The following is a 23,696-nucleotide window of genomic DNA, read 5'->3' as shown; positions in this document are numbered from 1 at the left end:
TTACCCCCTATCCCAGGTGCCGCGCGACCGGCGGGCCGAGCCGGTTGGCAAGCCATAAAGGTAGCCGTTTCCATACCTTGACCATCAGCGCATATTTGCCGCTGGTCGGGGACAGGTCCGGAACCTGGGCGCCCGCCGCCACGCGGTATTCATACTCAAGCGGCGTCGGCTCTAAGCCCCAGTTTTTCTTGAAGAAATAAGGACCGCTGCCGATTTTGCTGCGCCCGAAATCGAACACTGTCTTACCGCGTTCACGCGCCCGTTTCATCAGGTCGAAATACATATAGTCATGGGCTTTCGCCTCGCGCGCACCCGGGCCTGACCCCGCATAATAAGGCAGCACGGTATCAGCATCATAAAAGCTCATCAGGCTCGCCACCGCCCTGCCAGCCTGGTCCCGAACGACCTGAATATCGAGATTGGGCGCGAAAACATCGGCCATCACTTCGAATATTTTCTTAGGGAATACCGGCGTCCCAAGCGCATGAACGCTGCGGGCATAAAGCGCATAGAAGGTGTCCAAGTCCCCGCTCCAGTCCGAACTGAGACCGCCTTCAAGCGCCTTTCTAACCACCGCCCGCTGCTTGCGCGGGATCGCCTTGAGAAGTCCATCCTCATCATCCGCCAAGGTTTTTCGGAAAGTAGCCGCCTTCGGGGCCGGCACCTGCCAGCCCTCCATTTCGGCATGGCGCGCCTTGACCGTCCGGCACTCGAGCACGTCCGCGCCCCAGGCTTGCGCCCGCTTCCAGGCTTCGTCTTCCAAAGCCTGGTAAGCCGCGCCGGTTTCCGCCAAGGCGCCACCATAAACCCCGAACATGCTGGACATGGCCGCGCGCCCGAACAGCAGGCTGTTGCGGAACGTGAGCGGCATGACCCCGACAAGACGCCCGCCTTCGTCTTCCGCAAGCAGGAACGGACTTTCCTGCCCCGCGCCCACTTCCTGTACCTGCTTCCAACCGGCACGGTGACAGAAGGTGCCATCAGGATGGCCTGCAACGAAGCTATCCCACGCGGCCACATCCGTGGCTTCCATCTGTCGGACCGTCAGGCTCACAGCACCCGCCCTTCCGCCTTCAAAACCGGCGCTACGATGGTTTCATCCATGCGTCCCCAGCGGAAATCCTTGTGCAAGCGCCGGAGTTTGCCCTCAAGCGCGCGCTGGCCGGTATAGTGCCGGAAACGCGATAGCCACGGGGCATCGGCGACAAACGGCTGGTCCGGGTCCATCTCCCACGGGTGCATATAGAAAACTGCCGGGCTGCCCGCCTGCTTACTGCCTTTCGCCAGAAGCCAACGACCGAGGGCATACGGCAGCAGACGGAAATACCCGCCGCCAGACGCCGGCAATGAGCGGCCAAACACATGGCAAACCGTCATCGGCACTTCTAGGACGGACCGATCCGCCACCGGCCAAAAGGGCTGGCGCGGCGCCGCAGGCATCCCGTAATGATCTGTTTTCAAAGGATAAAGGCTGGACGAGTAGATAAAGCCCGCAGCAGCCAGCGCGTCATACACCCACCAGATATCCGGCGTCAGCGAAAAACTGGGCGCGCGGTAACCCCGCACAGGTGCGCCGATCGCATCTTCAAGCTGCGCCTTGGCAACCGTCAGGTCACGCTCGAAAGTTTTGCGGTCCATGGTGAACAAACGGCGGTGGTCCCTGCCGTGGCAGGCCACCTCATGACCCGCTTCATGAAGCGCATGAATGAGCAGCGGCTTACGTTCAGCCACCCAGCCCAGGCAAAAGAAGGTCGCCTTCACACCGGTTTCTTCAAGCAGCGCCAGAATGGCATAGGTCTGGCGTTCGACCCGGCTTTCGAGCGCAGGCCAGTCTTCCCGCTTCAATGTGGTTTCGAACGCCCCGACCTGGAACCATTCTTCGACATCGACCGTGAAGGCATGACGGCCGTCATAAGAGACCGACGCCTCCACTGGCGCAATAAAAGGGGCTGAGCTCAGGCCTTCAGCTGTCATCCTTCTTGCCGCCACCCGCGAGATTGGTCATCAGCTCCGTCAGGCGTTTCAAGGTCTCGTCCTGCGACTTCATCATGGTTTCGAGCTGGTTGATCCGGTCCTGCATTTCCTTGGCATTTTTGTCCGTCTTGGCTTCAAGCGGCACCGTCCCATCATTCCGTGGGCTGACGGGCGGAGGGGTCAGACGGGCGGAGGACGTCGGCGTAACCTGCCGGGTATCGCTGGCCATATCGGCCACCACGCTTTCGATGGTATCCCCATCGATGGTGTGAACTTCCTCAAGCGCCCCGAAGAGCAGGACACGCGAACACAGCGTATTCAAGCGCCGCGGCACACCTGCGGTATGCCTGTAGATGGCTTCCACAGCATCTGCAGTAAAACACGGGTCATTATCCCAGCCCACAAGCTTCAGGCGGTGTTCGATATAGCCCGCCAGTTCTTCCTTATCCATCGGTTCCAGATGGTGGGTGGCGATCACCCGCTGGCGCAGTTGCTCAAGCTCGGGGGCTGTGAAGATACGCTCCCGGAATTCCGGTTGGCCGACGAGGAAGCTTTGCAGAAGGGCTTTGTCGCCTTCCTGGAAGTTAGAAAGCATCCGCATCTCTTCCAAGGCCGCGTTCGACAGGTTCTGCGCTTCGTCCACCACAAGAAGCGCGCGCCGCCCCATGCGGAATTGTTCCCTGAGGTGACGCTCCAACCGTGCAAGCAACTGGCCTTTGTCATCGGCCTGGGCATCCAGCCCGAACGCTGCGACCACACTGCGCAAAAGGTCCTCCGCGCTCAACTGGGTGCTGACGATCATGGCTGCGATAAATTCGTTGCGATCCAGCGTGTCGAACAGGTGACGCACCAAGGTCGTCTTACCCGTACCAATGTCACCGGTTACGATAATGAAACCTTCGCCCTGGTTCAGGCCATAGGTCAGGTAGGCCATCGCCTTCTTATGAGTGCGGGAGCTAAAATAAAAGCGCGGGTCCGGCGTCAGTTGGAAAGGCCGTCCCTGTAAATTGTAAAAGCTTTCGTACATGCCGCTCTAATAAGTCCCTCTGAGATACATGGTCAAAGTATTTTCGCGCAAATTGCCGCCAGCCGTGTTTGACAACCTTTCGCTGTGGTTCACAGATACCGACAGTTTAAAATAGCGCGACAAAGTCCTCGACCAGTCAAGACCCCCAACTATGTAATTGTCTACCCGAACTGAATTCTCAAATCTACTCCGTCGATAGCTTAGTGTGCCCGAAAGTTTCGAATTCTCATCGATATTATGCTTCAGTCCACCGGAAATCCCCCAGGTTTTTGCTGTACCTGTTGCATTATCGTACGTGCGCCATTCATTATTCGCACTGAAATAAATCTGAGACCGACGTTTCTGCCATGTCAGCACGACGTTTGCGAACCGGCGTCGGAAATCCACGTCAGAGAGCGAAAAGTTTGGCGTGCTATTGTCCACCGTAATGCCCGACGGGTCCACAATGCCCCCTGACTGGTCGAATTTATAACCCTGCAGGCTATCGTTCATTACCAGAGACATGGCGGACAGGGTATCCGTGTAGGTGGCGGTGACATTGATCCGGGCAGAGAAAAAATGCTGGAGCCGGACATACCAGGTACTGCGCTTGCCTTCCTTGCCCCGCCTCACCGTCAGATCAAGCTTCTGGCCCGGTGTCCAGCGTGCCCCAACTTCCCAGGCGCGGCCATTTGCGGCAAGTGCGCTGGTCTGAAAATTATTCTTGGTATAGCCAAGCGACCCGACGATGGCGAAATGCCGGTTGAACTTGTACCAGAACTCCCCTTTGACACTTTCATTGAGATAGTTGGCCACTGCCAGGCTGCGGATCACGGTCGACCGGTTGGCAGAAATGGTCCATTCCAGATTGTTGAACCGATCGCCCGAGCCGATCGACCCCACGAATTCGTGGGTCTCAGAATCCGAAAAATGAGCCGTCAGTGTCGGATCATTCAGATTATCGGCGGGGCTCAGCATGAGACCGAACCGGTAGCTCAGTCGCCAATCAGCAAAATCCCTGAAGCCGCCCTTGAGGATGGCATCGGTGGTATAGTTCTGGACCGTGCGCCTGTTGGCGCTTCTGTTGGCGATGGTATTGGACAGCCCCGCCCCTCGGTCGATGAACATTTCCTGCACGCTCGCGCGGCCATTGACCGTCAGGTGATCTTCCCAGACCTCGGCATCAATCAGCCCGAACAGATGGTGGCGCTGGTCGGTGGATTTGTCCGACATGAAATAGAGGTAATCGTAGGAATAATCGATCGCGCCTTTGGTCTTGCGGCCTTCAATGCGCATATTGATACCGGGTGAAATATCGAGAACCGCATCGGATATCCGGCCTGTATCCACCAAGGTGGCATTATCCGTCAGCGCCAGCTTGGCCTCGGCGCGCGGTTCAACCCAGATATGCTGTGCCCAGGCCGCGTGCGAACTCAGCGCGAGCCCCGCGGCCAGCCCTCCCCTTATTAGACCGAATATTGGCTTGCCTGATGCCACCCGATTTAATCCCTAGCGGCCGCCATAGCCATAATAGGACGCGAATTTCTTGTTGCTGCCGCTGTAGCGGGTCTTGTTGAGGATCAAGTTGATATTCTCGCACGAGCTGATCATCGTCAGGCTTTCCTTGATCTGAGGCTCGGTGGTTTTCTCCGCCTCAATCACGAACACGGTCTGCCCCATATAAAGCGCCAGCACCGAAGCAGCCGAACTTGCCAGCACGGGAGGTGAATCGAAAATGACGATCCGGTCCGGGTAGCGTGTCGAAAGCTCATTGACGATATGTTCCATGCGCTCACTGGCCAGAAGCTCGGTGGTCAGGTTGTGCTGACGACCTGCTGGCAGCAGGACAAGGTTCGGGATATTGGTCCTGACCAGGCAATCACCCAGGTCGAGCTCGGAATCGGCCACAACATCCATCAGGCCGCGGCCACCGGCGACCCCAAGACGGTTCAGAACTTCCGGCTTGGAGAAGTCGGCGTCGACCAGAAGCACAGTAACGTCCTGCTCCGTCGCGATGGAGAGCGCCAGATTGATGGTGCAGAAGGTCTTGCCCTCACCCGGGTTCGAACTGGTAACCAGCACGATATTACTGTTCTTGGTCTTCTTATCGCCCTTAGCAAAAGCCGTCAGAAGCAGCGACCGCTTAATAATCCGGAATTCCTCCGACATCAGGTTTGGCGGCATATCCGGGGTGATATACCCAGCGTCCCGAAGGGCAACGAGGTCGATCTCTTCTTCCCGGCGTGGCTTGCCCCCACCCTTGGGCCGCTTGGCCGCAACGGGGCCTGGTTGCTCGGTCGCCGCAATAGCCCCCGGCTCCCCAATCGCGAGCGTCCCGGTTTTGGCCTCAAACCCAACAATAGCTTCGTCTTGCTCCTTCGGCGCCGGACGGGGCTGACGCGGGGCTGTCGGGTCACCAATGCCGCGGGGTGCCGTCTTTCCACCCACACCGCTGTCCGCGCCTGCCCCAGGGTTCAGCGAGGACGGGTCGGACCGCGGCGCGTCACCGGCCGGTTTCGGTGTTCCGATCCCACCCACAGGCTTGGCGCCGGACGCAGCCTTTTCGGCAGCCCGTTCGACCAGCGAGCGGGCTTCCTTTTCCTTCTGTTTCGCCTTCATGGCGGCGCGTTCAATCAGGTCCATGACATTCCACTATTCATCGTCATCAGCTGACGCTGGGGCCCACGAACACATCGAGGGCGATAAAGATGATGAAGGTTAAAAACAGGCCGGCTGTTGCTCCGGCAAAACCAAGCAGATCATAACTGCGTTGGCGGTTTTCCTCCTCGGACAAAGTCCGCGTAACGTTGCCTAGCACAGGCAGGTCGAAATGAGCGCGCAGCTGGTCAACCGTTATAACAACTGGCCGCAACTGCGACAGCACGAGCGCAACACCGATGCCGCCCAACAGCCCCCCGAACAGGGTGGCTGTCATGAACAGCAGGCGGTTCGGGCCGGACGGCTTTTTCGGGACCGATGGCGGCTCGACCACTCGCAGCGCTACAGACTGGCCAGCCCCTTCCACAGACTTCCTGATCTCCAGGTTCTGCTGCTGTTGAACAAGCTCGTTATATTGCTGCTTGATGGTTTTATAGTCGCGTTTCAGCTGGCTTTCAGCAGCCTGGATTTCAGGCACGCGCTTGGCCTTTTCCTCCATCTCGGTAATGAGTTTCTTCTGTTCGGTCGCCCGTTGCTGCATCGATTTGAGGTCAGTCGTCGTCTGGATGATCTGCAGCATCATCTGCTCATAGAGACGGTTTGGTGTCTCGGTCGTCAGGCTCGACTTTTTGCCGGTTTCGGCAGACGACTGCAGTTCCTCTTCGACCTTATCCTGCTTCTTCTTCAGTTCGGCCTTGAGATTCTCGATCTGGCGGCTGACGTTGACCACATCAGGGTGCTTGTCCTTGTAGCCGAGCGTCTTGAGCTTATCGAGCTTCTTCTCCAGGTCCGAAATGCGTTCCTCAAGCGGGTCGCGGTCACCAGCCGAGCCACCTGAGCGGGCGGACCGAGCCTCACGGATGGTCGGCGGGACGTTCTTGATCTGATCCTGCAGCGATTTGAGCGCCACATCCATTTCGGCAATCTTCTGGTTGGTCTTGCGAAGGTCGGCGCGGGCACTGTCGAGCCGGGACAGGAACGACCCCTCGCCGCCCAAATACTCGATATTCTCCTGCTCGAACTTGGCTTGTGCGCGTTCCGCGGCTTCCAGGCGGCCTTTATAGTCCTTGATCTGTTGATCGAGGAATTCAGAGGCATTTTCCGAATTCGCGGTATTTTCCGTGGTGTTGCGCTCCAGGAAGAAAGACACGAGATTGCTGACAACCGACCTCGCCACGGTGGCCCGGGCCCGGTCGCTCAAGCGGCTGTCATTGATCGCGAACTGGATACGGAACATGCCGCCGCTCAACTGAATGACGCGGATATTACGCTGGAGCTCGGCCACCATCGCATCCATATCCTTGGGCGATGCGGCCAGATGCTCCAGATCACCCGACAGCCGGATGACCTTCTCAAGGTTCGGGCGCATCGTCAGCGTACGCTGCATGATATCGACCTGACGCATCAGGTCGACATTCACACCCAGGTTGCGGGCAATCTGCGGCAGGAGCGTTTCGGTATCGACAAAAACCTGGGCTGACGCCTCATAGCGGTAAGGCATCATCGCGACGAGCGACCAGCCCGCCAGGCAAATGACCCAGCTTGTAATCAGCATATACCATTTCTTCCGCCAAATCCCGTAGGCGAAAGCTTTGATCTGCTGAAAAACTTCATGCAATCCAAGCTGGCCGTCAGCCATTACTCGTCTCCAAAACGCTTACTCATAACGTACGCGTCTAATCATACTACAGAATGCTCTCTGGTATAATCAGCACATCGCCCGGCAGTATCTTCACGTTGGCTTTGATATCGCCATCCTTCAGAAGCGATTCAATATGAACCCGATACTCCTTCTGCTTGCCATCTTCAAACCGGATCAGCGTCGCCCGGTCGCCTGCGGCAAACTGCGTCAGTCCGCCAACCTGGATCATCACATCCAGAAGGGTCATATTGGCCCGGTACGGGATGGCCTGCGGGTTGGTGGCTTCCCCGACGACCCGCACCTGCTGTGAGAACGGGCCGATAAAATTCTGCACAACGACGGTCACGATCGGGCTTTGAATGTAAACATTCAGCTTTTCTTCGATATCGCGCGCAAGCTGGCTCGGCGTCTTGCCGGTCGCCGACAAGTCGTCAATAAGCGGCATCGACAACCGACCATCCGGCCGGACCGTCACCTGAACCGACAGTTCCGGGTTGCGCCATACGAAGATGCTAAGCCCGTCGCCGGGACCGATCAGATAATTGGGTCCAGGCCCTTCATCCGGCGGCACGAAAGGCGCCGACGGCAACTGCGGATAGCTTTTCATCCAGGCACAGCCGGACACCATAACTGCTGCAAAAACCAAAAGCAGCATTGTCCTCAAGGACTTGCCAACTGACGTCACGTCAATCTCCCACCTAAAACTTAGCCAGGCCTGTCTGCCAACAAGGCCCGCATTTCTTGCACTATGGCAAGAAAAAGCCCGATAAATCAACATCGAACAAATAAAGTACTGGGACTGAAAATCAATCGCCTTTGTTGTTCGAATCCTTCGCTTTCCCTCCTTTGGAGAGTGTGAATTTCTTATCCTTTATCGCCGTATCATCGAAATCGGCAAGATCGTCGTTTCTGAGGCTCCAGAAAATGACGAACGCCACAGCCAGGCAGAAGATGACGAAATAGATGGTATCCATGCCCTTTACCCCTTGCCTTCAGCCTGCCCCGCCGCCTTGTAAGCAGCGATGACTTCTTCGAAAATACAGACCTGCCCCGCCGATGTCTCGGCCCATCCGAAGCCTTCGGCATAGGCACGGACTTTATCGCGGGCCGGATATTTATCCAGCAGGTCACGTAAGGCCGCTTCGAAGGCGTCCACTTCCCCATCTTCATGGGGGGCCTTCGCAACCAGCCGCCCGGCTTTCGGGACAGTGACCAAATCAGGCGCACCGCCCACGGCACGGCTGACCACAGGCGTACCACACGCCATGGCTTCCAGAAGCACATTGGCCCAGCCTTCGCGTTCGGACGGCAGCATCAACACATCCGCCCCGCTCATCACCCGGGGCATGTCAGCGGGCATCACCTGCCCGAGGAAGTGAATTCGCCCCTCAAGCCCCAAGGCCGCAGCCCTCTTCACCAGCATGGCCTTCAAGGGGCCATCGCCTGCGATAACCACTGATATATCCGGAATTCGGGCCGCGACATCGAGAAGAACATCGACCCGCTTGCGGTCGATCAGCCAGCCTACGAACAGCAGGACCCTCCCGTCAAAGCCCCAGGTCTTGCGGGCCTCATCTCGTCCCGTCTCATGAAACTTTGCCGTATCAACCCCGTTCCTGAGCACGGTAATCTTTTCAGGGGCGACCCCCATGGACGTGAGCTCTTCCTTAAGGGAACGTGACACCGTCACCACATGACCTGCCCGCTTGGTCGATGCCAGGATCTCCTGACGCGGGGCCGGCATCCGGCCGATCTGGGTTACGTCACTGCCGCGTGCCGTCATCACGAACGGGATACCGACAGCCTCCGAAAGCCGCGCCGCCGCGACACCATCCGGATAGAGATAATGGGCGTCGATCAGGTCGAACCTTTCCCCCTTGGCCATCAAGCCCGCAAGGCACCGCTTCGCGGCCTTGAAGAGAAACCCGGGCGTCAGGCGCATTCCAACCTTGGGGATAACCAGAAAGCGGGGATGATGGATGGTCAGGCCGTTCTGCGTTTCCATCCTGGGCACCCTGGCGAAGCGGCCATAGCGCCCGAACAGGCGGTGACGAAATGGAAACCAGGGCACGGGCGCGATGACCACCGCTTCGATGCCGGTATCCTTGATCAAATGCCGCAGCCGGGTTTCGACGAAAATGCCGAGTGTCGGTTCCTCCGGGTTCGGGAACAGAGTGGAGAAAACCAGTATCTTCATGACCTGAGGCTTCCGTCCCGCACTATCGCAACTGGCCGAGCTGGCGTTTTGCGTCAGCTGCTTCCGGGAACGTCGGGTTGAGCCGCAGCGCCTGGTCAAACATCTCGGCCGCGTCCTTGCTCCGCCCTTGCGCCAGGTAAGCCATACCGAGGTGATAGCGGTACGTGGCGTTCGAGGGTGCCCTACGGATCGCCTGCCCCAATATTTTCACGGCCTTCTGGGTATTGTGTTGCGCCTGCAACAGAACCCAGCCGTATGTATCCAGGATCGACGGATCTTCCGGAAGGATCAGATAGGCCCGTTCCGCGAGCGGAATGCTGGTATTGTTACCAAGCCGCAGATAGGCCTTGGCAAGCCGTGCCATAACCTGCGCATCGGCCACCCCGGCCTGTAGAATGGCTTCATATTCTTTCGCGGCCTCATCGGGTTTGCCGACGGCTTCAAGCTGCAGGCCCAGTTCCATATGCGCCTGGCGTGCGCTGTCGTGGTCCTTCAGGTAGGACCTGAGGGTTGCGATCGCCCCTGCCCTATCCCCCGCCGAAGCTTGGGCTTTGGCAAGCCCCGTCACCGTGTCTTCGGATGCGTCGGTCTTCATGGCGGTGCGATAAGCTTCGACCGCAGCCTGCACGTTGCCTGCTTCCATCAGATACTGGCCAACAACACCAGCACGGATATCGGCGGGGCGTGCCGCTTGATCCAGCGTCGGCAACAGGGTGCGCGCATCGTCAAAATGATGCCCACGCGCCGCGGCGGCAAACAGATACCAGTTGCCCTCGGCCTGCGGCAGTTGATCCTTGTCAGCCTTCATCGCCCGCAGGAACGACGTACGGGCGCCGGTATAAAGCCCCGTTGCGAGCAGCGCCCGTCCTTGCAGAAGATGGGCTTCCCCATCGTCCGGATTAAAGGCGACATAGCGGGAAAGCGGCTGCACGGCGAGCCTGGGCTGCTTGAGCTTCAGGAACAAAACGCCCATGCGCTTCAACAGGTCCGGCCTGTTTTCCCCCTGAACCACGGTTTCCCGCGCTTGGTTAATCGCCTGGGTCGTATGTCCGGCACCGGCAAGCGCGTCTGCATAATCGGCCCTTACGTCAACGACCTTGGGCAGAGCCTCCACCGCGGCACGGAAGAACCCGCTCGCCTCATCATATTTTCCCGCCCGCAAAAGCACGCGGCCCAACGTCGCCTTCGACCGGACATCGTCCGGCTTCAGCGTCAACAGGCGGCGGAGGTCCTTTTCGGCCGCGTCATATTTTTTGAGCTGGAGAAGCGCGAGCCCCCTGTTCCGGAGCGCTGTATAATAGTCGCTGTTGCGGTCAAGCGCTTCCGAGAAGGAGCGAACCGCCTCCAGATACTGGTGACGCTTATACTGCAGCGTTCCGCGCATATTGTAGCCGAGGGCCCGGTCCGGGGCCTCCTTGAGAATGGTGCCAATGGTGACACCAGCACCTTCATAGTCCCCGGTTCTGAGCTGCATCCCGCCCAGAATACCAAGATCACGCAGGTCCTTGTCCTTGCCTGCCGTCACAGCTGACAGGGCCGCAATGGCGCCCGAGGTATCGCCTTCCGCAAAGTCGGCAAGCGCCAGTTTGGCCGCAAGACCTTTCAGGACTTGGTCCTGACTTTTCGCTTCATCGCTCGAAAGCTTCGCGTAAAGCGCGGCGCCTTCATCCTTATGCCCGGATGCGATGGCCGCAGCCGCCGCCACAGCAATCACCCCAGCGTCTTTTTCCTTGGTTGCCTTGAGCATCGGCTTCAGGAGATCATAGGCTTCCTGCGCCCGTGTCTCACGCATATATGTGGCCGCGAGCGCAAGCCTTGCCGGGCGATCCGCGGGCCGCGCTTCGATGACCGTCTTCAAAAAGCGTTCGGCAATCGCATATTTGCCCAACTGATAAGCGACCAGGCCGCGGACATACATGGCCGGCAGATAGCGTTCCGTCACATTACGGGCACGCACGAGCAAGGCGTCAGCCTGCTCGTATTTCCCTTCGCTCGCCAGGATCGTGCCGGAAAGATACAGCGCCATGGGGTGGTTCGCCGACACGGCATAGACAGCATCAAGATACTTTTCCGCATCCTTGAGCTTGCCTTCGTTGATCCGGATCGCTGCCAGTTCCAGGTTGACCAGAATATTGTCCGGGTAGAGCCTCAGCGCATCCTGGAAATATTTCTCCGCGTCCTTGATATCCCCCTGGTAGCGCGCGATCAGGCCACGGGTATATTGCACCATGGTGTTATCAGGGTTCTGCTTATAGGCCTTTTCAGCCTCCGCTTTGGCAGCCTCGAGATTCCCGGCACGAAGTTCCAGACGCGCAAGGCCCAGAAAAGCCTGAAAATCGGGGCCATAGCCTTTAACGACCTTCTCATAACTTTCGCGCGCCGCATCAAACTTATGCTGGGCGAAATTGGCGTCCCCCGTGACGATCATGGCCTCGCGCTGGAAGGATTGTGGAATACTGACCCCCCTGAGGGCGGCCAGGGCATCGGCATATTTGCCTTGCAGGAGAAGGGCTTTGGCAAACGGCACCACGGTCTGGGCATAGTCGGCACCAAGGCGGCGGGCGCGCTCGATGGAGGCCTCGGCCGCGATCCCCGCGCCGGTTTCAAGGTAAGCCCGCGCAAGCAGCATATAACTGTCGGTATCCGCCTTCCCGCTCGCCTGCATCTTGGTCAGCAGTTTGATCACCTCATCAAACTGGCGGCTTTTCATCAGCGCTTCGACCTTGGCCTTGTCACCTGCCTGCGCATAGACGGCCCCTTGCCCGCCGATACCGGCCGCTGAGGCCAAGAGCATCGCCACAAGGGCCGCGCGCCCGGTATGCCGCAGCCGGGAACCTGATTTTTTTGACTGTGCCGTCATGGCGTTAGCGTACTCCGATCGGGAAAAGAATGACCCTGGCTGTTTGCAGGATAATCAGCAAATCCAGGAACAGGGAGTAGTTTTTTATATAATATAGGTCGTATTCCAGCTTGCGGCGTGCGTCATCTACCGAGGCCCCGTAGGGATATTGAATTTGCGCCCAACCGGTAATGCCCGGCTTCAAACAATGACGTTCCCGGTAAAAAGGGATTTCCTTTTCCAACTGCTCGACAAAATAGGGTCGCTCGGGCCGAGGCCCCACGAAACTCATGTTCCCTGAAAGGACATTCAATATCTGTGGCAACTCGTCGATCCGGGTACGCCGGATGAAGGCCCCCACCTTGGTGACCCGCGGGTCTTTATGCTGCGCCCATTGCGGCTGCCCCTCTTTTTCGGCATCTACGCGCATACTGCGAAACTTGAACAAGCGGAAAACCTGGCCATGCAGACCGACGCGCTCCTGCCGGTAAAAAACCGGGCCCCGGCTTGTCAGCTTAATCGCGAGGGCGGTGACCAGCATGATCGGCAGCGACAGGATCAGGGAAATAATTCCGACAAGGATATCCAGGAAGCGCTTGGCTGCACGCTCGATACCGTTCCCGCCCTTGAAGCCCTCGGAAAAGATGATCCATTCGGCCTTAACCGATTCAAGCGACACATAGCCGCGAACCTGTTCATAAAAGGCCCTGCGTTCCTTGACCTCAATCCCGCCCAGCTTACACGCGATCAGGGCTTCGAGCGGCAAATCAGGATGGTCGCCATCTGCGGAAACCAGAACCATTTCCGCGCCCTGCTGAAAAGCGAACGCATCAAAATTGTTTAAATTTTCTAGGATTACGGCACTTTTCACAAGTGTTTCTTCACCTGGAAGGGCAACCACATCGACCACATTCAAGCCAGCCTCGCGGGCCGTGTCGGCATAGTCCAGCAGGTCCCTGGCCTTATGCCCGGCCCCAAGAATAATAACCCTACGGCTTAGGAGCTGATCGCTACCTGTCAGGATAAACAGATAGTGGCTGGCTACCAGACCAAGGCCGGTGAGGGTCATGGTCAGCACCAGGATCGAACGCCAAAGCGGCAGGCTGGGAAACAGGAACATCAAGGCCGACAGGACGGTGCCGGAAATCACGATCGCCACGGCAATCCGCACGGCAAAAACACGCAGGTCCCGCATGGCATCCGGCTGGTAGCCGCCAACTCCAAGAAGAACCGGCATGAAAATAATCGGGACAAGCAGGCGTGCAATCCAGACAATATAGCCGGACGGCCCCTGAATATCGATCAAGCCATAGCGAATGTGTTCGGCAAGATTGACGGCACCGAAAACAAGAAATGAATCAACAGCTGCCAGCGTCAGCTTCAGCGGTGACACATAATGACGAAAAATTCGCACCATTTGGCGTTGGCCACTTCCCTTGTGATGCCAGAACCGCCCCCAATGCCGCCAACACTAGACTTCTGCGTTCCCGCTTGCAACCCCTTGCTTTGACAAGCCAAAACCGTGCCTTCCATAAAGCATGGACTAGCTGGCCCTCAAAAATACAGCTAATGGCTTAGCGGCGTCGTTCGGGCACACCCGGCAGGGCCGCAGCGGCCGCAAGGACCGGCAAGCCAGCGGCCACCGCGCAGCCTGGTCCCACACCCACGGGAACCCCGATGAGCGGGGTCCGTTTCATCTGGGCCATCAGGCGTGCTTGTGCCGTGTCTGCGACACCGGCAACCCGGACATGGGCCGCAGCCTCTTTCGACAAGGCCTCCAGAACCGCAATTGCCCCAAGGGCGGCCCATCCATCTGTGAGGACAGGCAGGCCGGCACTGCGCGCGGCAATCATCGCCCCGACCATCCCGGCGATTTCCCGCCCGCCCAGAAGGCGCAGGGCAGCAAGCGGCTGGTTGGGGGGCAGGTCGATGCTTGAAAGCATGGTGCGGGCGGCGACGAACACAGGCTCCTCATCCGTCAACAGGTCATTGCCCCCTTCCAGGCTGCCTGCCAGGCAGTAAGCAATCAGGGCCGCGGCCGGCGCTTCATTGCCGGGCGCAAAATCACTGAGACCCAGCAGGTCGCCACCGGCTGCTGCAGCTTCCATCCCGAAGGCAATGGCCGCAACGCAGTCAGCATCCGACCAACGGCCATCAAGCGCATGAGGCACGGACGGCGCCATATCAATAACGCGCAACCCGATACCCCGGTCAACGCACAGCAAATTGACAGGCGCCCTGCCCTTGGCCGCCATATCGACATAATCCGCCGCCATCGCCGGTCCTTCGGCGACGTGGCTGTAACTAGAGACAAGAAGACAGATGTGTATGTCCTTCAGGACAGGCTGCTCCGTGCCTTGCCAGGCTCCAAGCCAGGCGGTCAGATCCAGAAGACCGCGAGCCTCTGCAAATGGTTTAGCATTCGCCTGTGCCCGTATCGCCGTTACACTTTGCTCATCAGGTCCTGATAAATCACTGATAACAGTACGAATATCGTCAAACGGCTGGCCAGTTAACATCTCGTTCAAACATCCCGGATTATAATAAATAGACGATTGGGTGACCCCCATGGGCCTCGGCAACGCTTGTATTAGAGCAACAGGCAGTATATGGCTATGAAAAAGGCGCTTTTGGGGGATTGGCGAGCAAGCGGTAGTTGCCATATTATGGTATGGTAATAATGATTTGCCGTGGACCTTGCGTGAATATGGAAGCACCTGATGCTGTCGAGCAATAAATCCTTGATCATCTCCACGCTGCTGACCGGCACGGCCGTGGCAACGGGGACACTTATTTATGGCCTTTACGGTCGTCAGCAAGACAACAAGCTTGCTGTGCTCGACGATACTTTGCCGCCCGTGATCGGCTCCGGCGTTTTGCCGCCGCCCGCCACCTACCGCATGACCACGCCGCCGCCGGTGGAAATCCCCGGTATCCGGCGCCTGAAGATCATCCGCCCGGCACTGCAAAGCGCAGAATCCAGCGAAGACCAGGGCAGCAAACCGGACAAGACGTCCCCTGTGGATTATTATCTCACCGGCACCCGCAGTGCCGAACTGATCCGCAAGCCTGTTGAGGCCCGCATTGAAACCTTCCCGTCTGTTTCGCTCGAAGAAGCGGTTGAAGGTGCACTGGCGGTTGACGAATGGGGCTTCCAGGTCGTCCAGTCCTATCTCAACCAGGCTTTGGGCGACGACAAACAGCTTAAGGCGCGGATGGATGCACTTCTCGACGCCATCGGCAAGCGCGCGGGCGATTATGACCTCGGCACCATCTCCGACGCTGCAAACCTGATCATCGAAGCCGGTGCCCGGACGCACTGGACCGCCTTTATGTCCCCGTTCGTACTCGATTCCGGCTTCGAACTGAAAAAAGGCGCGATCGGCTGGGACCTTGGCCCCGAAGACAAGAAGCCTTACGACAAATTCATCCGCGTCGGCTCCAAGAGCAAGATGCTCGTCGGCAAGAATATGGACGATGAAGCCGCCCAGGATGGGCCGTCGATCCTGTCGAACGGTGTTCACAACATCGAACAATTCGTTGCGACCGGCCTCAAGAACGGCCGGTACCGCGTGGTTATCCTGACCGCGCCGCGCCCGAACGGTAAATCGCCGCTTTATCCCTTTGGTGTTGACGTCAAACGAAACGGCGGCAAGGTCAACATGGTTGACACCCGCGCGACCGATGACCTTGTCCCGGTTATGAAGCTGGCGACCGGCGGCCCGGGCCGTTTGTCCGACAGCCCGGAAGAACAGCGCGAAAAAGACGCGACATCGGACAATACCACTTCGGACGCTACGCCGCTTCTCAGGACCCTGCCGCTGCGCCTTGCGGCTTCGGGACACGCGGACACAAGCCATGAAGGGCTCATGCCCCTGGTCCCCGCCTCCCTGAAGCGCGGCAGTCAGACCAGCAGCATGACCGGTGGAACCGGTGTTGCCACGATCCGCTCCTTTATCTCGGCCTTTGCCGAGGCTGGGACGCATTCCTTCCTGCAAAGTGGCGGTGGTGGTGGCGGTGCCCCTGCGACGGGCCATATGCTGGTTACACGCGCCGAAGTGGTTGATGGCACGCTGCGCCTCGACTTCCGTCAGCTTGGCGGCCAGGACACCTATGTCACCGCCGTCATCATCTATCCCGAGCCGGACACCAACGTCGAGCAGCAGATGGCGCAGGATGTCGCCAAATTCATCGACAAAGTCACACCGGCTGCCGGGCAGAACATGACCGCGGAGAAAATCCTCGGCCTCGATACACCGATCATCGACCCGGTTGAAACCTTTGCCGATGCCGCCAACGGCCTGCCAACCTCCGAGGCGGCTGCAGCAACACCGACGCCCACGACCAACACCCCGGCCTCGAGCAGCGGTTCCAGCTCATCGTCGAGCTCCTCCAGTCCTTCACCGTCTCCGACCTCTGCGCCGGCGCCGTCACCTTCGACATCGACCCCAACCAGCACGCCGGTTGCGGTGCCGAGCCCCAGTGACGGAACACCTGATATCGGCGGCCCGAGTGCGACACCGACATCTGCGCCGACGCCCGCCCCGACACCGGCCCCGACAGCAACGCCAACGCCTGCGCCGACGCCCGCGCCGACCGCAACCCCGACACCGGCACCTACGCCGGAGCCAACGGCGACCCCGACGCCCGCACCGACACCGGAACCGACGGCGACGCCAACACCAGCTCCGACACCGGCGCCAACACCGGCGCCAACGCCAGCCCCTACCCCGGCACCGACGCCGGCGCCAACGCCTGCTCCAACTCCGGCGCCAACGCCAGCACCGGAAATTGTGGCAGAGGCAGGGGTCTACGACCCGATCGCCCTTGGGGAAGACTTCACCCTCAATGGCTGCGGCAGCACCTTCGCAATCGAAGCCGTGTGTAACCTGACAGACCTGTCGCAGTTTCAACTGACGTGGATGTTGGGGGACCAGGTTCTCGGCACAGGGGAAAACCTGCTGATCCATACCGGCGACGGCACGTCCTTCACCCAGGGCGGCCTCTATAATGTCACCCTGCATGTCCGGTTTGATGGCAGCCTTCTCGGCAGCGACGGCCGTCTGGTCGACCTCCTGAGCGGCGGCACCGTCTTCCTACCGGGGGATGTCATCCTGACCAGCCTGGATACCGCGATCATCAATATCGTTGCCAGCGTGCCCGCGCCCGCTGGGCTGTTCCTGCTCGCCCCGGGTATCGCCTATGTGGTCCGGCGCGAACGCAAACGCCGGAAATCGAAAAAGGAAACGGCCGACAAGCGCTAAGCCCCCATTGGCCAGGTATCATCCCAAAGAAAAAGCGCGCCCTTGGCTAAGGGGCGCGCTTTCCTTTTAGCGAAATGGTATGGGGTAAATTACATGCCGTATTCGTCAACACCGCTGGAGAGAAGCCGGGCAAGGCCCAGAACTTTCTTGCGGATACGCGGGTCGGCGATACGATAGTAAGCCTCAACCAGCTCTTGGGTTTCCTGCTTGTCGAAAGCATCCTCGCCGAGGGCTTCAACGCTTTCGTTGTAGCCCGGCAGCTTGGTTTCAGCGCCTTCGAAGAAATAGGCCACAGGAACATCTAAGGTTGTAGACATCTTGAAAAGACGGCTAGAACCGATGCGGTTGGTACCGCGTTCATATTTCTGTACCTGCTGGAACGTTACGCCCAGTTCTTTGCCGAGCTGGGTTTGCGAAAGACCCAACATCTTGCGGCGAGCACGGACCCGTTGCCCAACATGTACATCGATGGGATCCGGGTTCTTGACATTTGTTTCAGGACTCGTGGTCATGCTACTCTCTCTCTGGTGATTGGCTATGAGCAGTATAAGCTGCATTCCGGGCTATCTCTAGTCCGTTGTATTTTCACTCACGTTCAAGTTGAGATTACCCGCAGCCTCAAGTGCCGCCCTTATCATTTTATTATGTAAAATCATCAACTAAGGTGGTTAAGCTTGTCTTAACCTACTGCCTTGCGGCGCTGCGATTATTTGTCGCATCCCCGGTTGACAGTTTTACGTTTCCCACAATTTTGCGCGAATCGTACTAAACTTAAGTCAGGGATTTTTCAACCAATTCCCTGACATCGTCGCTGGTAGCGGCGTTCCCTGCGATTTTCCTGAGGGATTCCTGCATCATATCACGGGCTCTGCCCTCAAGCCTGCGCCAACGGCCAAGAGGCGCCACCAGCTTAGCCGCCATCTGTGGGTTGATGGCATCAACAGCTTCGATCATGTCAGCCAGGAAGCGGTACCCTGCCCCGTCTTCGCTATGGAAGCGAACCTGGTTGAGCATCGAGAAGGAAGACACCAGGGAACGGAGGCGGTTGGGGTTCTTGATGGTGAAGGCTTCATGGTTCGTGAGCGCCCGCACCACTTCAACCGTATCTTCACGCTTGCTGTTCGCCTGAACGGCAAACCATTTGTCGATGACCAGCGTATTGTCTTTCCACTGCGCGTAGAAATCATCCAGCACTACTTTCCGGCAAGCAAAGTCGCTATCCGTCACAAGAGAAAGCGCAGCCATCTGGTCGGTCATATTATCGGCGCCGTCATAATGCGTCTTCACCAGGGCTTCACCGTCTTCCCCAAGCGCCAGATACCCGAGAAGCACATTCCTAAGCTTGCGCGCGGCTTTTGCATCCTGATCCTGGAAGAAGCCGTCGCTTGCCAGCGCCTCATAGCGGCTGCGCATCACGCCGCCGTGGGCCTTCACCAGCAAATGAAGAACCGTTTCCCTTGCCTTGTGCAGCTTTTCAGCCTCCAGAACCTTAAGCTTCTGACCGACGTCAATCTCGCTCGGCAGCATCAAAAGCTCGGCAATCAGCGCCGGGTCTGTGTTTTCATCCGTCAGGACGGCGCCGTACGCATCCGTAAGGTGAGACGGAAGCGAGGTCAGAGGCTCATCCCCTTCAACCACCCGGACGAGAAGATTGGACACAAGCGTTTGCGTCGCTTCCCAGCGGGCGAAAGCATCCGTGTCCGCGCCCGAGAGGAAAGCGAACTCAGCTTCCGTCAGGTCGCTCGTCATCAGCACCGGGCAGGAAAAGTCCCTGAGAAGGCTGGGCACAGCCCCTTCCGGGACGCCCTCAAAAACAAATTGCTGCCGCTCTTGTCTGAGGTCCAGGAGGCAGCCGTCTTCATGCCAGGTACCATCAGCCGCGATTGTCGGGCGGATTTCGGCGCCATCGGCACCAACCCAGCCCACCATAAAGGGCATATGGAATGGCAGTTTTTCGGCCTGCCCCGGTGTGGGCGGGCACGACTGTGTAATGGTCAGGGTAACCTGGTTTCCGTCCCGCATGCGCTCAACCGTCAGCTTGGGCGTACCAGCCTGGGAATACCACAGGCGGAACTGACCGAGATCAGCCCCATTGGCATCTTCCATCGCCTTGACGAAATCTTCGCAGGTAACAGCCTGTCCGTCATGCCGGTCGAAATAAAGGTCGGTCCCGGCACGGAAACCATCCGCCCCCAGGAGACGGTGCATCATCCGGATGACCTCAGCACCTTTATTATAGACCGTGACCGTGTAGAAGTTATTGATCTCAATATATTTTTCAGGGCGAACCGGGTGAGCGAGCGGACCTGCATCCTCAGGGAACTGGAGCATCCGCAACAGCCGCACATCATCCAGACGCTTCACCGCGCGGGACGTCATGTCCGACGAGAATTGCTGGTCCCGGAAGACGGTGAGACCTTCCTTGAGGCTCAGTTGGAACCAGTCCCGGCAGGTAACCCGGTTGCCCGACCAGTTGTGGAAATATTCGTGCCCGATGATGCCTTCGATGCGGTCGAAATCCGTATCGGTCGCGGTGTCCGGGCTCGCCAGCACATATTTGGAATTGAAGATATTGAGGCCCTTGTTTTCCATGGCCCCCATATTGAAGTCACCCACCGCGACGATGTTATAGACATCGAGGTCATACTCACGCCCGAACGCTTCTTCGTCCCATTTCATCGAGCGTTTGAGCGACTGCATGGCGTACCCGCACTTATCCAGGTCCGCCGGCGCGGCATAGATATTGAGGGCAACATCGCGACCGCTTTCGGTCGTGAAGCTGTCACTCAGCACTCCGAGCTTGCCTGCGACCAACGCAAACAGATAGCTGGGTTTCGGGAACGGGTCATGCCATTCCGCAAAATGGCGCCTCTCATTCAGATCCCCGGCATCCCCCGGGTTGCCGTTCGACAGCAGGACCGGACAACGGGCCTTATTCGCCTCGATCCGGACGCTATAGCGCGCAAGGTTATCGGGCCTGTCGACAAAATATGTGATGTGACGGAAGCCTTCCGCCTCACACTGGGTGCAGAAGTTGCCTCCGGAATGATACAGCCCTTCAAGGCGTGTATTTTCCTGAGGTTTCAGCCGGGTGACAATCCGCAGGCTGAACTGGTCCGGCACGTCATGAAGCGTCAGGCTGTCTGAGCCAAGTGTATAGGCATTCCCCGTGAGGGCCTCGCCATCGACCGCCACGGAAACCAGGTCCATATAAGGACCGCCATCAAGCATGAGCGGGGCCGTGCCCTTTTCCTGCCGGCGCACGTCGGAGACGGCTTCGACTTCGGCAAAATCATCAAAAAGACGGAAGGTCAGCTGGACATGATCAATGGCAAAAGCGGGCGGGCGGTAATCGGCGAGATAGATTTCACTCTTGGGTACCGAGGCAGCGGCTGAAACATCCATGACTTAAGACCTCCGGCGCCGTCCGCGCGTTTCTTCAAGCGCATAGTCAAGCGGCAGGGCCGTTGTGTATTTGATCCGTTCCATGGCGAAGGAGGAGCTGACGTCCGACAGTTGCACCTTGGAGATCAGCTTCTTGTAGAAAGCGTCATAGGCGGCCATGTCCGGCACCACAACGCGCATCAGATAATCGATTTCGCCACTCATCCGGTAGAGCTCAACCACTTCGGGGAACTCACAGATGAGGCGGGCGAATTCATCCAGCCAATCCCAGTTATGTTCGTTGGTGCGGACAGCGACAAAAACATCGAGTGGGACATTGACCTTGTTCCGGTCAACCAGGGCGACACGGCGGGTGATATAACCTTCCTGCTCCAGGATCTGGATACGGCGCCAGCACGGCGTGGTGGACAGACCGACCGCCTCGGCGATCTCCGCCGTACTGAGGGTGGCGTCCTTCTGCAAGAGACCTAGGATCTTACGGTCGATATCGTCCATGGCTTGTCCTTTTTGTGGTGAGGCATGAGGCTGTCACGCCTTTATTGGCCTCACTCTTAGCGGAAAATTCTCGCAAATAAAACAAAAAGCCGGGCTGAAACAACCCGGCGCGGTTTCAAGCACTCCACCGTCAGGTACGGCGACTGAAGCGCTGGATCAGGTGATCGAGCGATACCCGCCCTGCCCCAAGGACCAGAATGGCGAGAAGCGCAGCCATCCATGTCAGATGCTCGGAAAAATGGCCCGGATAGACCAGAAACTGGATAACCAGGGCCATGCCGAGAAGGCCCGCCGCGCCAACGCGGGCGAACAGCCCAAGCATCAAAAGGATCGGCAGGAAGGTTTCGGCATAGACCGACATATAAGCGGCCACCTCAGGCGAGATAAGCGGCAGGCGATATTCATCCTGGAACAGCGTGATGGCCATGTCGGTCGGGGTCAGCAAGCTGCCCCCTGTCTTGAGCCGCCCCGACACGAAAAAGACATGGGCTATCCACATGCGAAGCCACAAAAGCATAAAGTCTTCAGCCTGAAATTTCTCCTGCAGGAAAGCCTGGGCCGCCTGTATCTTGGCCATAAACACCCTCAACTCTCCCCATCCCGTTTAGACAACAAGCTTCTTTCAGCCAAACCCGCCGCATAAGCATAAAGGTCTTCCGGCACAGGCTGGTCCCCGGCATGAAGACAGCGGGCAAGCTTGGCCAAACCGCCTTCAAGCGGCAAAATCCGAACCTGCCTGCCCGTCAGCACGACCGCCGCCGTCTGGGCACCGTCTTCAAGGCGGACCGCTTCAGGCGGCAATTGCCCGCGCCCCACCATCCATAGATTGACGACAGGGTAAGCGCTGACGACGAGACGCATATTGGAAGACAGCCGAGCCCATCCTGCCCGCATGGCACCTTCTGCATCCTCGGGCGGCAAGAGAGGCTCTTCCAAAGCATTCTGAAGTTCATGCACAGCCCACTCGATCCGGGCGAGGTCCGCGATATAGGGGACACCCGACGCCGGTTCGAAATCGTCCAGGAAGGCGGCAAAACCGGCGCCATAGCGGTGCAGCATGGGCTCAGCCGGCGGTTCCGCTAAGATATAACGCCGAAGCGCGCCCTTCAGGAACTGGCTGCCGACAAAAGCCGACACCAGTGGAAATATCTCCGCAACACCGTCCGTGAGGCCGAGACGATAATTGTTGCGGTAAACATTAAGTCGCTGGACCGGGCTGAGCGGGCCGCCTTCGATCATGCCAGCCAACCCCTCAAGCGTTTCTTCAGGGCTCAGGACCGCATCGGTAAAGGCCTGTTGCAGGCGGGCGAGGTCAGACACGGTCCACCTCCCGCGCGACCGCTTCCTGCCGCATGATCCCTTCGGCAATCCCCGCTTCGGAAACCAGCGTGGCAAGGGACGGCACATTCGTGTCCCATTCAATCAAGGTCGGCCGGGCGCCAAGCCGGGCAATCGTATGCCTGTAAAGCTCCCACACGTCCTCGGCGACACGGCTGCCATGGTCATCAATACGCAAGGGAACACCATCAATGTCCTTGAGCGCATGGCCCGCCAGATGGATTTCGCCGACCGCAGCCGTGGGGACTGCATCCAGGTACGCCGCCGCATCCCAGCCCATATTGGTGGCCGAGACGAAAACATTATTCACATCCAGAAGCAGGCCGCAGCCCGTGCGGTCCGCGAGGGCTGAAAGGAACTCCACTTCCGGGATATCGGTGGTTTCAAAGGACAAGTAGGCGGACGGGTTTTCCACCAGCACCCGACGGCCAATGGCATCCTGCAGGTGCGACACGTTCCGGGTGACAATCTCCAGGCTTTCCGCATTGAGCGGCAGCGGCAAAAGGTCATTCAGGTAGGTGTCCCCCCGCCGGGACCAGGCCAGATGCTCGGAAATCAGCCAGGGCCTATAGTCTTCGACCAGGGCACGGAAGCGGCGGACATGGGCTTCATCCAGCCCCTCCGCCGAGCCGAGCGACATACCGACGCCGTGAAGCGACAGGGCATATTTGTCTGAAATAGCATCGAGATAACGACGGTGCGCCCCCCCGGGCACCATGTAATTCTCGGCATGAACCTCAAAGAAGGTCAGCGCGGGGCTCGTTTGCAGCACATCTTGATAATGCTGGCTCTTGAGCCCCACACCAACCGGGGTTCTGCTGCCGGAGGGTGAAAGCGGTAAAGGTGAGGTCATCGTTCCGCCCTCCTTTAAGGCCTGG

The 23,696-nt window shown here is 58.5% G+C and carries 19 protein-coding genes; 1 reads left to right on the top strand and 18 read right to left on the bottom strand.

The features are described 5' to 3' along the window. Positions 1-7 precede the first annotated feature (7 nt). The 12 genes from K6118_RS14835 to K6118_RS14780 all read right to left on the bottom strand — a co-directional run bounded on the left by K6118_RS14835 (position 8) and on the right by K6118_RS14780 (position 14,835). Entirely contained in the window at positions 8-1,054 is a 1,047-nt protein-coding gene (locus K6118_RS14835; protein ID WP_247121271.1) for a FemAB family XrtA/PEP-CTERM system-associated protein, read from the bottom strand. Then, entirely contained in the window at positions 1,051-1,974 is a 924-nt protein-coding gene (locus tag K6118_RS14830; RefSeq protein WP_247121270.1) for an XrtA system polysaccharide deacetylase, read from the bottom strand. Before K6118_RS14830 ends, K6118_RS14835 begins: the two co-directional genes overlap by 4 nt. Next, the gene (locus K6118_RS14825) at positions 1,964-3,001 is read right to left on the bottom strand and encodes an XrtA/PEP-CTERM system-associated ATPase (RefSeq protein WP_247121269.1); all 1,038 of its coding nucleotides are present in this window, start codon (positions 2,999-3,001) and stop codon (positions 1,964-1,966) included. The genes K6118_RS14830 and K6118_RS14825 overlap by 11 nt, the downstream gene beginning before the upstream one ends. Positions 3,002-3,007: 6 nt before the next feature. After that, positions 3,008-4,477, bottom strand: coding sequence for a TIGR03016 family PEP-CTERM system-associated outer membrane protein (locus K6118_RS14820; protein WP_247121268.1), 1,470 nt, complete (start codon positions 4,475-4,477; stop codon positions 3,008-3,010). 12 nt (positions 4,478-4,489) lie between these two features. After that, a complete protein-coding gene (locus K6118_RS14815) occupies positions 4,490-5,623 on the bottom strand; it encodes an XrtA-associated tyrosine autokinase (RefSeq protein ID WP_247121267.1) in 1,134 nt (377 codons plus the stop codon). A 22-nt stretch (positions 5,624-5,645) separates the two neighbouring features. After that, complete coding sequence (locus tag K6118_RS14810) at positions 5,646-7,277, bottom strand: XrtA system polysaccharide chain length determinant (protein WP_247121266.1); 1,632 nt, start codon at positions 7,275-7,277, stop codon at positions 5,646-5,648. A gap of 46 nt (positions 7,278-7,323) precedes the next feature. After that, positions 7,324-7,971, bottom strand: a complete 648-nt coding sequence (locus K6118_RS14805) for an XrtA/PEP-CTERM system exopolysaccharide export protein (RefSeq protein WP_425531557.1) — start codon at positions 7,969-7,971, stop codon at positions 7,324-7,326. A gap of 115 nt (positions 7,972-8,086) precedes the next feature. Beyond that, entirely contained in the window at positions 8,087-8,254 is a 168-nt protein-coding gene (locus K6118_RS14800) for a hypothetical protein (RefSeq protein ID WP_247121264.1), read from the bottom strand. Positions 8,255-8,259: 5 nt separating this feature from the next. Next, a complete protein-coding gene (locus K6118_RS14795; RefSeq protein WP_247121263.1) occupies positions 8,260-9,477 on the bottom strand; it encodes a glycosyltransferase family 4 protein in 1,218 nt (405 codons plus the stop codon). A 22-nt stretch (positions 9,478-9,499) separates the two neighbouring features. Next, on the bottom strand, positions 9,500-12,337 hold the full coding sequence (prsT, locus tag K6118_RS14790; protein WP_247121262.1) for an XrtA/PEP-CTERM system TPR-repeat protein PrsT: 2,838 nt from the start codon (positions 12,335-12,337) through the stop codon (positions 9,500-9,502). A 4-nt stretch (positions 12,338-12,341) separates the two neighbouring features. Continuing rightward, a complete protein-coding gene (locus K6118_RS14785; RefSeq protein ID WP_247121261.1) occupies positions 12,342-13,709 on the bottom strand; it encodes a TIGR03013 family XrtA/PEP-CTERM system glycosyltransferase in 1,368 nt (455 codons plus the stop codon). A gap of 181 nt (positions 13,710-13,890) precedes the next feature. Continuing rightward, positions 13,891-14,835: a nicotinate-nucleotide--dimethylbenzimidazole phosphoribosyltransferase gene (locus tag K6118_RS14780; RefSeq protein WP_247121260.1), complete on the bottom strand. Its 945-nt coding sequence runs from the start codon at positions 14,833-14,835 to the stop codon at positions 13,891-13,893. Between the two features lie 201 nt (positions 14,836-15,036). Here K6118_RS14780 and K6118_RS14775 point away from each other — a divergent pair, with 201 nt between their 5' ends. Continuing rightward, positions 15,037-17,580, top strand: a complete 2,544-nt coding sequence (locus K6118_RS14775) for a hypothetical protein (RefSeq protein ID WP_247121259.1) — start codon at positions 15,037-15,039, stop codon at positions 17,578-17,580. Positions 17,581-17,669: 89 nt separating this feature from the next. Here K6118_RS14775 and K6118_RS14770 read toward each other — a convergent pair whose 3' ends face one another. From K6118_RS14770 to bufB, 6 genes are all read right to left on the bottom strand, one after another. Beyond that, entirely contained in the window at positions 17,670-18,092 is a 423-nt protein-coding gene (locus tag K6118_RS14770) for a helix-turn-helix domain-containing protein (protein WP_247121258.1), read from the bottom strand. Between the two features lie 259 nt (positions 18,093-18,351). Then, a complete protein-coding gene (gene pepN, locus K6118_RS14765) occupies positions 18,352-20,985 on the bottom strand; it encodes an aminopeptidase N (RefSeq protein ID WP_247121257.1) in 2,634 nt (877 codons plus the stop codon). A 3-nt stretch (positions 20,986-20,988) separates the two neighbouring features. Then, positions 20,989-21,480 carry an Lrp/AsnC family transcriptional regulator gene (locus K6118_RS14760; protein WP_247121256.1) on the bottom strand — a complete coding sequence of 164 codons (492 nt, stop codon included), beginning with the start codon at positions 21,478-21,480 and terminating at the stop codon, positions 20,989-20,991. Positions 21,481-21,610: 130 nt separating this feature from the next. Further along, on the bottom strand, positions 21,611-22,057 hold the full coding sequence (locus tag K6118_RS14755; protein ID WP_247121255.1) for a DoxX family protein: 447 nt from the start codon (positions 22,055-22,057) through the stop codon (positions 21,611-21,613). 8 nt (positions 22,058-22,065) lie between these two features. Continuing rightward, positions 22,066-22,800, bottom strand: a complete 735-nt coding sequence (locus tag K6118_RS14750; protein ID WP_247121254.1) for an HvfC/BufC family peptide modification chaperone — start codon at positions 22,798-22,800, stop codon at positions 22,066-22,068. Further along, complete coding sequence (gene bufB / locus K6118_RS14745; RefSeq protein ID WP_247121253.1) at positions 22,793-23,671, bottom strand: MNIO family bufferin maturase; 879 nt, start codon at positions 23,669-23,671, stop codon at positions 22,793-22,795. Before bufB ends, K6118_RS14750 begins: the two co-directional genes overlap by 8 nt. Positions 23,672-23,696: the final 25 nt, after the last annotated feature.

It is taken from the genome of Kordiimonas marina (assembly GCF_023006325.1).
Taxonomy (GTDB): Bacteria; Pseudomonadota; Alphaproteobacteria; order Sphingomonadales; family Kordiimonadaceae; genus Kordiimonas; species Kordiimonas marina.
This window is presented reverse-complemented; position numbering and strand designations above follow the sequence as displayed.

Excerpts from the sequence above, each read along its gene's own strand:
- K6118_RS14830 (WP_247121270.1), bottom strand. The coding sequence starts at position 1,974 with ATGACAGCTGAAGGCCTGAGCTCAGCCCCTTTTATTGCGCCAGTGGAG.
- K6118_RS14800 (WP_247121264.1), bottom strand. The coding sequence starts at position 8,254 with ATGGATACCATCTATTTCGTCATCTTCTGCCTGGCTGTGGCGTTCGTC.
- K6118_RS14815 (WP_247121267.1), bottom strand. The coding sequence starts at position 5,623 with ATGGACCTGATTGAACGCGCCGCCATGAAGGCGAAACAGAAGGAAAAG.
- bufB (WP_247121253.1), bottom strand. The coding sequence starts at position 23,671 with ATGACCTCACCTTTACCGCTTTCACCCTCCGGCAGCAGAACCCCGGTT.
- K6118_RS14760 (WP_247121256.1), bottom strand. The coding sequence starts at position 21,480 with ATGGACGATATCGACCGTAAGATCCTAGGTCTCTTGCAGAAGGACGCC.
- K6118_RS14755 (WP_247121255.1), bottom strand. The coding sequence starts at position 22,057 with ATGGCCAAGATACAGGCGGCCCAGGCTTTCCTGCAGGAGAAATTTCAG.
- K6118_RS14780 (WP_247121260.1), bottom strand. The coding sequence starts at position 14,835 with ATGTTAACTGGCCAGCCGTTTGACGATATTCGTACTGTTATCAGTGAT.
- pepN (WP_247121257.1), bottom strand. The coding sequence starts at position 20,985 with ATGGATGTTTCAGCCGCTGCCTCGGTACCCAAGAGTGAAATCTATCTC.
- K6118_RS14770 (WP_247121258.1), bottom strand. The coding sequence starts at position 18,092 with ATGACCACGAGTCCTGAAACAAATGTCAAGAACCCGGATCCCATCGAT.
- K6118_RS14825 (WP_247121269.1), bottom strand. The coding sequence starts at position 3,001 with ATGTACGAAAGCTTTTACAATTTACAGGGACGGCCTTTCCAACTGACG.
- K6118_RS14795 (WP_247121263.1), bottom strand. The coding sequence starts at position 9,477 with ATGAAGATACTGGTTTTCTCCACTCTGTTCCCGAACCCGGAGGAACCG.
- K6118_RS14810 (WP_247121266.1), bottom strand. The coding sequence starts at position 7,277 with ATGGCTGACGGCCAGCTTGGATTGCATGAAGTTTTTCAGCAGATCAAA.
- prsT (WP_247121262.1), bottom strand. The coding sequence starts at position 12,337 with ATGACGGCACAGTCAAAAAAATCAGGTTCCCGGCTGCGGCATACCGGG.
- K6118_RS14775 (WP_247121259.1), top strand. The coding sequence starts at position 15,037 with ATGCTGTCGAGCAATAAATCCTTGATCATCTCCACGCTGCTGACCGGC.